The organism is Cyanobacteriota bacterium, assembly GCA_027618255.1.
In the GTDB taxonomy this organism is placed as follows: Bacteria; Cyanobacteriota; Vampirovibrionia; order LMEP-6097; family LMEP-6097; genus JABHOV01.
In genome coordinates, this window is sequence record JAQCFG010000060.1 from 1 (window position 1) to 11,413 (window position 11,413).

The 11,413-nt window shown below is 37.2% G+C and carries 10 protein-coding genes; 4 read left to right on the forward strand and 6 right to left on the reverse strand.

Annotated elements, in window-relative coordinates; genetic code table 11:
* On the reverse strand, positions 1-1,987 hold a 1,987-nt coding region (locus O3C63_08080), incomplete at its 3' end, for a hypothetical protein (GenBank protein MDA0772885.1).
* Between the two features lie 286 nt (positions 1,988-2,273).
* Here O3C63_08080 and O3C63_08085 point away from each other — a divergent pair.
* Complete coding sequence (locus O3C63_08085; protein ID MDA0772886.1) at positions 2,274-3,482, forward strand: UDP-N-acetylmuramoyl-tripeptide--D-alanyl-D-alanine ligase; 1,209 nt, start codon at positions 2,274-2,276, stop codon at positions 3,480-3,482.
* Positions 3,483-3,535: 53 nt separating this feature from the next.
* On the opposite strand, the gene O3C63_08090 is transcribed toward O3C63_08085, so the two are convergent.
* The 4 genes from O3C63_08090 to O3C63_08105 are packed head-to-tail and all read right to left on the reverse strand — an operon-like array spanning position 3,536 to position 6,865.
* The gene (locus tag O3C63_08090) at positions 3,536-4,036 is read right to left on the reverse strand and encodes a hypothetical protein (GenBank protein ID MDA0772887.1); all 501 of its coding nucleotides are present in this window, start codon (positions 4,034-4,036) and stop codon (positions 3,536-3,538) included.
* Positions 4,037-4,038: 2 nt separating this feature from the next.
* Complete coding sequence (gene hisD, locus O3C63_08095) at positions 4,039-5,337, reverse strand: histidinol dehydrogenase (GenBank protein MDA0772888.1); 1,299 nt, start codon at positions 5,335-5,337, stop codon at positions 4,039-4,041.
* A gap of 31 nt (positions 5,338-5,368) precedes the next feature.
* Positions 5,369-6,208, reverse strand: coding sequence for a formyltetrahydrofolate deformylase (purU, locus tag O3C63_08100; protein ID MDA0772889.1), 840 nt, complete (start codon positions 6,206-6,208; stop codon positions 5,369-5,371).
* A gap of 9 nt (positions 6,209-6,217) precedes the next feature.
* Entirely contained in the window at positions 6,218-6,865 is a 648-nt protein-coding gene (locus O3C63_08105; GenBank protein MDA0772890.1) for an MBL fold metallo-hydrolase, read from the reverse strand.
* 68 nt (positions 6,866-6,933) lie between these two features.
* Here O3C63_08105 and nth point away from each other — a divergent pair, with 68 nt between their 5' ends.
* Positions 6,934-7,581 carry an endonuclease III gene (gene nth, locus O3C63_08110; protein MDA0772891.1) on the forward strand — a complete coding sequence of 216 codons (648 nt, stop codon included), beginning with the start codon at positions 6,934-6,936 and terminating at the stop codon, positions 7,579-7,581.
* Positions 7,582-7,707: 126 nt separating this feature from the next.
* A complete protein-coding gene (locus O3C63_08115; GenBank protein ID MDA0772892.1) occupies positions 7,708-8,802 on the forward strand; it encodes a hypothetical protein in 1,095 nt (364 codons plus the stop codon).
* Here O3C63_08115 and dnaG read toward each other — a convergent pair.
* Positions 8,774-10,654: a DNA primase gene (dnaG, locus tag O3C63_08120; protein ID MDA0772893.1), complete on the reverse strand. Its 1,881-nt coding sequence runs from the start codon at positions 10,652-10,654 to the stop codon at positions 8,774-8,776. The genes O3C63_08115 and dnaG overlap by 29 nt on opposite strands.
* A 334-nt stretch (positions 10,655-10,988) precedes the next feature.
* Between dnaG and O3C63_08125 the strand changes: the two genes are divergently transcribed.
* On the forward strand, positions 10,989-11,318 hold the full coding sequence (locus O3C63_08125; protein MDA0772894.1) for a hypothetical protein: 330 nt from the start codon (positions 10,989-10,991) through the stop codon (positions 11,316-11,318).
* Positions 11,319-11,413 lie beyond the last annotated feature (95 nt).

Here is an 11,413-nt window from a genome sequence, read left to right on the forward strand (position 1 = left end):
TAAAGCTCAAAACACCATCTAGATTAGCGTTAGTTAAAGTTGCACCATTCGCTAAACTATCAGCCACATTTGCAGTTGTTGCGTTATCAGCAGCAATAGCCGTTAGAGCAGAACTTGCATTGGCAACAACACCATTGATAGCACTTGCATCGATATTAGTTAAGTTTGAACCATCTCCAATAAATGAATCAGCGGTTACTGTTCCATTGACTACTAGATCTCCTTCAATAGAACCGTTGTTTGTGAAAGTCAATATTCCATCTACTGTGTTCTCAAGTAGAGTTGAACCATTAATTGTTGAATTATTGATATCACCATTGTTTAGAGTTGTGTTAGTCACAGTTCCATTATTAATAGTTGTGTTTGTAAGACTAATATTGGTAAGTTCTGAACCATCACCATTAAATGTACCAGTGATAGTTACGTTGCCATTTACAAATAAATCACCAAGGATTGATGCGTTGTTAGTAAAAGTGAGAACACCATCTACAGTAGTGTCTAACAAAGTAGCGTTGCTAATATTGCCATTGTTTACAGACGCGCCGCTTACTGGCAAGTTTGTTAAACCAGAAGCGTCTCCTACAAAGAAAGCAGCTGTTACTGTACCGTTGACATTAAGATCAGCACCAGTCACATTAGCAAAACCCATAAAACCATTACCGGCATTATCAATTAACAAAGCAGGATTAGGATCACCATCAGCAGCACTTAAAGAGCTAATTATTGAGTTAACAAAAGTTGCACCGTTAATAGTTGCACCGTTGACTAAAGTAATAGAACTAGTTCTTAATGAATCAGTTCTAGTTTCACCAACAACAACTAAGTCACCGTTGATAAAAGCACCACTGTTAGCAGTAACTGTTCCAGCTGCTCCTGTTGCACCAGTCGCACCAGTAGGTCCGGCTGCTCCAGCAGGTCCGCTCGCTCCAGTTGCTCCAGCAGGTCCAGTTGCACCAATTGCAGATCTTACTCCGCCCTTGGTTAAAAATAAATCTGTTCCATCAAACTCAATTGATCCATTTGCCGGAATTGATGAAGTTAAAGAACCAGGTTCCAAAATCATGCTTGGCATGTTTGGATTCATACTGTTACGTACATGTAAATAAGCCTGTGGGTTAGTTGTACCAATTCCAAGTTTACCTTCTTCAGTAAATGAGAACTTAGTACCTAAGTTAGAAGATGCATCAACAAAACCTAAGTTAAGACCATTAGTTGGGTCATAGCTAAACACACCATGATTAGCTGCATTATCACCAATTCTTACAAAGCTCGCATCGACAGTTTCACCAAAAGCCGCAGTCACTCCACCAGTCCCACCGCCTGTCGTATCAATATTAGATCCACCTGGATTAATTCTTCTTCCTCTAAAAACTTTGAAGCCGCTGATAGGCACTGGTAATGAAACCTTGAATCTACCATTGTCCTCTTTCTCAAAACCAGTCGTAGCTTGTCTTTGCTTTTTAGCTTCAAATGTAACACGTTCAAAAATACCTTGTATTAAACAATCAAAATCATTGTCAGCACAACTAGCAACTTCAAACGAGCTAGCAGCAGCAGCAGTTTGAGTAGCGATATTAGTTGCATTAATAGTTGTTCCGTAAGTGTTAACCAACTGACCTTCAGTATCAAAAACATCAAACTCAAGTGTTTTGGAAGTAGTAACAAATCTTCCAGCATCAACACTTAGGGTCTTGTTATTTCTAGATTCTTTGTTTACAGATGCGTTTCTACTTGTAACAAATGTTCTTGTTCCCGCAACAATTTCATACATATTAATTCTAAAACTTTCGGCATTATCTAATGATGTATAAATTGATTTTGGCTGAATTCTAATTCTAATATTAGAGGTTTTGGACAGGTCCAAATTAAGACTGTTGATATTGATTTGTAATTCAACATCTGGTTTTATCCCTGACAGGAAATCCATTGCAACATAGCGACTGACTGCTTGTGCAGGCATGATGCCGATAAATAAAAGAAGGGCCAAACTTATTTGGACCAACTTTCTTGATAATATCTTGAATTGATTTTTTATTTATTTTAACCTCTAATTAAAGACTTGATAAATTGTAACACCGATATACATATTATTTCCATAGGTGCTTTCACACTGATCTATCTATATGTATTATGTTCAATTTATTTCCCGAGTCTATATAAGCTTAAAATGTGATTAGTATTGACAAAAATCTCATTAGAAGATTCTAATTTAATATAATTTTTACAATCCCGAATTGTAAAAGTGTGGTCAGCAATGCTTTATTATTAAAATTATGGGTCATCTCCTTAATAAAACCCAATATATAAAGATCAGTACTGATACTAGGACTTTAAAACAAGGTGATATTTATCTAGCACTTAAAGGTGACAGCTTTGACGGTCATCAATTTATAGACCAAGCATTATCACTAGGTGCTGATATCATCATTTCTGAGCAAAAACATGCTGATTCCAAAATCAAAGTCGTTACAAACACACTTGAGACTTATCATCAACTAGCTAATGAGTACCGCAACTTAATCAATCCAATCACTATTGCAATTACAGGGAGCTCAGGCAAAACAACTCTCAAAGAACTGCTTATCAAACTATTAGAACAAAAATACAAAGTACATGCCACCGAAGCCAACTTCAATAATGAGATTGGTGTTCCCAAAACAATTCTATCAATGCCTGAAGATACCGAAGTATTGATTCTTGAGATGGGCATGCGCGGGCTTGGTGAGATCCAGTTACTCAGTGAAACTTCAGAACCTAATATAGCCATCATTACTAATACGGGGACGGCACATATTGAAAGACTTGGTAGCGTAGAGAAAATTCGTGAAGCCAAACTTGAAATCGTCAAAGGGATTAGGGAAAAGGGAATTGGACAGAGAGGTAGATTAGTTGTTGATCCTAAGTTGTATCAATCTATCAAAGACCAGTATCAGGACCTAGACATTAGCGAATTTTCCCTATCAGCTATCCCCTATTCCCTATCTCAATACTTGCTTCTTTCTGACGGTCTACTTGCTTCGATCAATGCAGCAATTGTAGTTGGCAAATTACTCAAACTCACAGAAGAACAGATACAAGATGGGATTAATAATTATCGACCAACACCAGGAAGAGGTCAATTCATCGAGCATCACGGTAATTTATATATAGATGAGACTTATAACTCCAATCCAGAAGCAGTTCGCAATTCAGTCTATGCATTAATCAAACAATTTCCAGATGATTACAAGATCGCCTTGCTGGGAGATATCAAAGAGTCACAAGCAAAATTAATAGAAGAACTTTTTATAGAATTACAACAACTTGAAAACGACAAATTCAAATTACTTGATGCGCGTAACATGAATGCAGAGCAGGCTACAAAACTACTCGACACAAAGCTAAAAGCAAATCACAAAAATATAATCCTCGTCAAAGCATCAAGAGCAGCTAAGTTTGAAAACTGCATAAACAACCGTATTACGTCCTTCGGAGAGAAATAAAGAACCTCTAGGCAAGCCTAGGGGAATTAAACCCAAAGACGATTAAATAAGACTCAGGTATGATTTGGTATATCAGCCATAATCAATAATTTATTATCATATTGCCAGAATCTATTCTTTACAAAAAATCCTTTACGTAATAATTTATTACGCAAGAAACCAGGTGGCACAGCTCTATTCGGCCTATCAAAATTATCTAATTCATTACCAAAACAAACTGCAATTTGATTCTTGAAACTACATAAATTAGAAGCAATGACCATCAATAAACCAGGTCTAACAATAAGCTTGGCAGCTTGATCTAAGAACACATCAAAATCATCTAACCCAGCATTATCCAAATCAGCAATCACATAACTAAACGATTTTGGTTTGAAGTTATAGTCTTTAAAATTATCAACTCTCAAATAGTGATTGTTTTCTGAGAGCAAAGCCTCAACTTGTTCTTGTTTTTGACTAACATGAAGTACCGGCTTACCAGTTCCAATCTCTCTCATGATTTTTTTCAAAAGAAATTGATGAAGTTGATCTTCTTTCTTTAAGCATGCTTGCATAATTAATCTCTTGCCTCCATGGCTCTAGCGTGACCTTCAAGCCCTTCCGCTCTAGCTATCCGGGCAACATCTTCAATCATATTTCTAAATTCGACAGTAGAATTATCAACAGTAGAAAAATCTATCAAACTTGTCTTAGTAATAAAGTCAATAACTTGCAGCCCGGAAGAAAAACGAGTTGATCCTCCAGTTGGCAGACAGTGACTAGGTCCTGCAATATAATCACCAAGGCTTTCGCAAGAATTGGCACCTATAAATATTGCACCTGAAGATTTAATTTTGTCAACCAATGCTTGCGGATCTTTGGTGTGCAATTCCAAATGTTCTGGAGCATATTGATTGACTATATCCACAGCTTCTAACAAATCTTCAGTCAAAATCAAAGCTGACCATTTTTCTAATGAGCTTCTGATTGTTGCAATCTGTTCAACTGTTTTTGAATCAAAAGCAAGAATTTGTTTTTCTATTTGTTTTTTCGTTTCATGCAAAAGATCTTCTGAATCAGTTAATAGAAGTGTCGACTCAAGTCCTGAACCATGTTCGAGTTGACTCAATAAATCAGCAGCAATTTGCTTAGCCGAAGCAGATGCATCAGCAATAATCGCCAGCTCACTCGGTCCATAAATTCCATCGATACCGACAGTACCAAAGACTTGTTTTTTAGCGAGGCTGACATAGATATTACCAGGACCAACGATTTTATCAACAGGTTCAATTGACTCTGTACCATAAGCAGCAGCTGCGATTGCTTGAGCCCCTCCGATTGCATAAACCTCATCAACACCGCAAAGCTCAGCGGCAGCAAGAATACCTGCATTAATAGGTGGTGGACTCAACATTACAATACGCCTGACACCAGCAACCTTTGCTGGTATTGCAGTCATCAAAACAGTTGAAAGCAAAGGAGCTTGTCCACCTGGAATATAGATTGCCACTGAATCAATTGCTTGGTATTTGACACCAAGTCTTTCTCCAAGATCACCTCTATAAGACCAACCATAATCGAGCTTGCTCTCTTTGACTTCTTCTTGGTGAAATCTTTCAATCCTTTCGTATGCTCTTTTCAAGGACATTTGCAGGTCTTCTTCTAATTCATTAAAGTTGGGCAGGTCATCAAGATCAAGTTCGACTTCAAATCCATCCTCATATTCATAGTTATCAAATTCCTTAGTATAAGCAATAACTGCTTTATCACCCTCGCGCTTGACCCTTTGTACAATCTTAGACACAGTAGCTTCTTTAGCAGCCAAATTAAGGTCTGATAAACGGAGATTGATTCTTTCTATGTCTTCGAGTGTCATTCGTATCAATTATATCTCAACTTACTAGAGCTTAATGAAAAACAATTGTCTTATTATCAAAGACAATGATCTTGTCTTCGCTGTGAGCTTTAATAGCACGAGAAAATACAAGCTCTTCGATATCACGACCTTTGGAGACATAATCATTAGCAGTGTCCTTATAATTCACAGTAGTAACATCCTGAGCAATAATTGGACCCATATCAAGATCAGCTGTCGCATAGTGAGCTGTCGCACCAATAATCTTGACTCCTTTCTCATAAGCCTGATGATAAGGATTGGCTCCCTTAAAACTCGGCAAGAAGCTATGATGCACATTAATAATATTGTAAGAATATTGATTGATAAAATCCTCACTAAGAATTTGCATATAACGAGCCATGACAATAAAATCAATATCAAGCGGTTGGAGAATTTCTAGTATCTTAGCTTCCTGAGCTACTTTGTCTTTATTGATAATTGGGCAGTGATGAAATTTAATTCCGTAGAGTGCAGCAACTTCTTCAGCCTCTGGATGATTACTTATTATCACAGGAATATCAACATCAATAACACCATATTTATGTTTCAGCAAAATATCATTGAGACAATGATGATGTTTTGAAACGAGCATCGCCATATTCTTTTTTTTCAGACTGAATTTAAAATCCATATCAAAACGATCAGCAAGTGGTTTAAATTTCTCTTCAAGATTTGAGTAATCAATTTTGAAATTACTACTATCAATTTCAAGTCTCATAAAAAACTTGTCATCCATTGAGTGTTGTTGAGAATCAATTATATTGCCGTCATTCTCCGCAATGAATTTTGTTAATTCATAGACGATACCTTTTTGATCAGGGCAGGATATTAGTAGCTTTAAAGCTGCCATATTAATTATTTACCCCATCCTACGCGATATAAACTTGTTTAAGTTTTCTGCTTGAAGATAAGGATTGGTTTGCTTTTGATTCTCCAAGCTATCACAACAAAGATGATGATAATTATGCCCTGGATAGATAATTGTAGAATCGGGCATTTTCATTAACTTGTTGGCGATAGTATCAAACATCACTTCAGCATCACCACCTGGCATATCACAACGACCACAACCATCAAGAAATAAAGTGTCACCAGAAACTAAATTACCATGCACATGAAAACACTGAGAGCCAGGTGTATGACCAGGTGTATGCACAAAATCAATTTTGATATCACCAAGCTCAAGCTGATGATTCTCTTTGACTTCTTTTATATTCTCACCAACCGGTTTATAAAAACTCGCTTCATGTTCAGAAACATAAATAGGGACGTCATGAGTTTTCAAAAGAGCTTCAATACCATTGGTGTGATCTGCATGTCCGTGTGTAATCAAAGCAGCTTTGAGTTTCAAGCCATTATTAGTTAATTCCTTTTCGATTGCATCAACATCCCAAGCCGGATCTATAACAACAGCTTCTTTTGTCTTGGAATTTGCAACTATATATATGTAGTTGTCCATGGGACCTAACTCAAGTTGTTTGATTATTAAGGGGAGTGTTTCTGTCATATTCTTATTATACGTCATTGTTAAGGACTGATGAAGGCGACGTATGGATGACGCTATAATCACAAACAATGGACTTGAAAAACAAAACACGCACCATTACCAAAAAACTCAAAGACCACTATGGTCCAGTCAAATGCTTCTTGCGCCACCGTAATCTTTTTGAATTAATTGGAGCAGTTTGTCTCTCTGCTCAATGTACTGATGACAGAGTCAATATGACTACTCCTGCACTTTTCAAAAAATTTCCAACAGCAGCCAAAATGGCAGCAGCAAAACAAAGTGAGGTAGAGCAACTCGTGAAGTCTTGCGGTTTTTATAAAAACAAGGCGCGCAATCTCATTCTCATGTCACAAAGACTAATGTCACATCACGCTGGCGAAGTGCCAGATAGCATGGAAGAATTAGTTCAATTAGCTGGAGTTGGTCGTAAAACAGCAAACGTGATACTTGGAACTTGGTTTAAAAAACCAGCAGGTGTTGTAGTTGATACTCACGTCAAACGAATCACCACTTTACTTGGTTTAACCCAAAATGCTGAACCTGAAAAAATCGAACAGGATCTAAATAAAATAGTGCCAAAGAAATATTGGGCAGATTTTTCACTTTGGCTAATATCTCATGGACGCGAAACATGTATAGCAAGACGAGCCCAATGTGATAAATGTTTATTAAACAAGCAATGCGATTATTATCTATCAAGACTATCGCTAAATTAAAAATGGAGGTCCCGGGTATCTCCATTTCTTTGATAAATCTATACGAAACAAGGCACAGCAATCATTTATTATTAAAAAAGACGATACCCGGGACCTCCATTTTTTATTTGCAGTTATAATAACCAGATGGCATTGGCTTATTTAGGAATCTCGCTTCCTAACCAAATCAAAAACCCACTTAGAGATCAACTCGGGCAATATAGCAACCAAGAGCTACTACAGTCCAAGCTCTCACATGACGAATACTCGTTATTACTAGATGGACTCAAAATTTTTGATTTTGTTAAAGAATTAGCACTTATTACAACTTGTAATCGCTTTGAATTACTAGTCATTATTGAAGATGGGCAAGATAGTCAAGTAAATATAAACAAATTAAGAGGTGCAATTAGCTCAGTTAACAAATCAGAAATTGTTCTTGACTACCTTAAAGATGATGATGCCAAATTACAATTTTTGAGAACTTATTGTGGACTCAACAGTGGGCTTGTTGGTGAGGATGAGATTTGCATGCAAATCGGAATAGCTTTCAAGCAATGCTTTCATATGGAATACCTTGGCAAACAAGGAATACAATTATTACGCGACGCTCAAGCACTCAGATCAACCATTGATGAATATATTTACCAAGAAAGAGTATCTTATTGCACAGTAGCAATTGAATCAGCACTTAAGCACTTTGGCACAAACCATTTTAGCAACATCGTCATAGCTGGCTCTGGAAGCACGGCACATCAATCCTCTCTCTCTCTTGTCAAACTAAAACAAGACCCTAACAAGTTCACACTGGCTCATAGAATCAGTTCTTCTTCTTCACAAATATCAAATATCAAAGCATCAACAGTACTTGAGGGCATGAGCTACCTGCGCTGCAAACATGGCTATCATTCACAAAAAATGAAAGACCTTATACAAGACGCAGACCTAGTTATTTTTGGTATCGATTCAAGATTACCGAGTATTCATTTCACAAAACACAACAAAACACCAGTGATTGACTTTAGCTCCAAACCTAGTCTTAGTTTTGATGACGATGCTAGCAAAATCAACTATCTATCAAGCCCTCAGCTAGATCAATACGTACGTAATTATTCAGAACGTCGAATGAATCAAATTGGCTTTATGGCAAAGATAGAACTAGCAGAAGCTTTAATTGCCAAGAGCCTTGAAACCACCAATTACGCAAGCTCATTTAAGACTTCATCGTATCAGGATGCCTAAAAGACTTAAGGCTTTGGATTTCTTTTTCCAGAGTTAATTTAGCTTGTGCTTTATTACCCCATTCATCACTATCATCATGAAGTAAAGTCAATTCTTCCTTAATTTGATCCATTTGTTTTTTGAGTCTGGTAAGTTTGAGCCGTTGCAACAATTCTGCAAAACGCTCATCTCGGTCATCTGTTAGTTTTCCTTGTTCTAACTTAACACCAAGATCAGCAAGGTCAGCAGCCAAGTCGCGGTCATGGACGAGGTTGGCAGACAACATTGCAAACTTGGCTTCAGCATCGTCAAGGTATGGATTTTCAAAACTAATATCCGTCAATGCAGAAAGTATTTTTTGATGTCTATCAGAAATCAAACTTGCATCTTGGTTCAAGAATTCTTCAAGTACAGTCTTGTCTCGAATAGCAAGACACAAGAATTCTTGTTCAATAGCAAAAATAGGATCTTGAGCATGAATCATATGACCATTGACTAATGCTTTAGTCTTTGCTTGTGGTTTCTGTTCTTGTTTCGACGGATATGGATCTTCTTTAATTTCTTGGCTCAATTCACGAATCAAATCAGCTTCATCAATCCTAAACTTGGCTGCAATAATCCTTATATACTCAGTAAGCTCAATTTGATTTTGAATATAAGCAAGATACTTAGCAAGGTATTTAATCGCCTTAGCTTTGTTTTGCGGCGAACTCATATCAGTCTCTGAATAGATCTTATTGATTTTATAATCAGTCAAAAACGGTGCATCTTTAATCAAAGTCAAAAAAGCATCACGACCATGGTTCTGCACATAGTCATCGGCATCCTTGCCATCTGGCACTTTAAGGATTCTCAGTTCATAATCATACTTACCAAGAATCTTGGCAATAATTTCAGCTGCTCTATCACCTGCTTTCTCGCCAGCCTCATCACTATCAAAAGCCAAATAAATCCTCTTCGATTCACTAAACTTGCTTAGAGTTTTGACTTGTCTTTCAGTAAGTGCCGTTCCTTGATTAGCAAGCACGTTTTTGATGCCTGCTTGATAAAGTGAAATCAAATCAAAATAGCCTTCAACAATAATTACAGCATCTTCCTTACGAATAAATTCCTTACTGTGATGAATACCATAAAGATTATTGCCCTTGTGATAAATCTTTGTCTCCGGTGAGTTCATATACTTAGGACCATTATCACCGTCCATCCCCGGAATCAACCTTGCACCAAAAGCAATCACCCTACCTCTTTCATCTTGAATCGGAATCATCAAACGACCACGAAAACGATCAAAATATCTATTAGCTCGTTCACTTTTAAGTGCAAGTCCAGCTTCAGCAATTTGCTCCTCAGTAACATTTAATTTGGTTTGAAGTATTTTAATTAATTTCCCCCAGTCATTAGCATCAGCAACCGCAAAACCAAGTTTGAATTGATTAACAGTGACTGTGGTTAATTTACGTTCTTCAATATATTTTCGAGCCAGGGCTGCATCTTGAGATCCCATCAATTGATCATGATAGTAAGTCGCTGCAATCTCGTGCATCTGAATCTCTAAATTAAACTTTTCAACATCTTCTTTACTATCTTGAGAGAGATTAAGCTCAACACCATATTTTTGAGCAAGCTCTTTCAAACTCTCTTTAAAATCTTTTTGGTAATAATCCTGCCAAAACTTGAACAAATCACCACCAGCTCCGCAAGCAAAACATTTGAAGATGCCCTTAGTCGAACTGATATACATACTTGGCTTAGTATCATTATGAAAAGGACAAACAGCAACATAGCTAGATCCAGATTTCTTTACAGGAATCACTTCAGATATTAGTTCTACTATATCTGCTTTTGCTTTGATTTCTTCTACTGGATCTGCCATAGCTACTGTGACCAGTATAGCTCAGAAGGCTTTCACCACAGATAATCAAGTAAAACAAGGGGTTTAAGGACACGGTAAAAACGAAGTTTGCTAGTCGGGTCCATATCACGACAAGAACAACTATTAGAGCTGTTTCGAAACAGCGTTTCAAAGATACTGGTCGCTTAAAAAAGGTAGCAACCATGCGGAACGCATGGTTTGACCCCTTAGAGAATTTCGACTTTCAGAACAAGTTTATTGTAATAAGCATATGAAATCTCAGAACTCAACAAGTAAATACCGTATATTCACAATTCAAGCTAGCTTTGTAGTAATATAAGGAAAGGAGCAAGCCATGACAGTAGAACCAGTAAAAGCAAGAACTATCAATACAGATCACGCCAGAAATGAAACCCTGGCAGCCAAGCACTATTCCAACAATATTGACAATCACCAAAGAGATCAAGCTGGGCTTGAAGACTCATATCAAAGCTATATTCTTGGCGGCAATAGATTTGAACTGGCTGATTATTCAACAGACGCTCAAAGCCTCACTCATCAAATTGCCATCGCCATGAATTTAAGAACTGAAAACTCTCAAGCCCAAAAAGAAGCTTGGGCATTAATGAACGAAAATCAAAAAGCAAGAGGCAGCGATAGCATGATGCAACTTGGTAAAGGTTAAGCATACTCAATAAGTCAAATAATATCTCGTCGATAATAATCAACCCTGGTAGATGTCATGAATATGGGGCATGATATAGACTGAGGAAATTAATC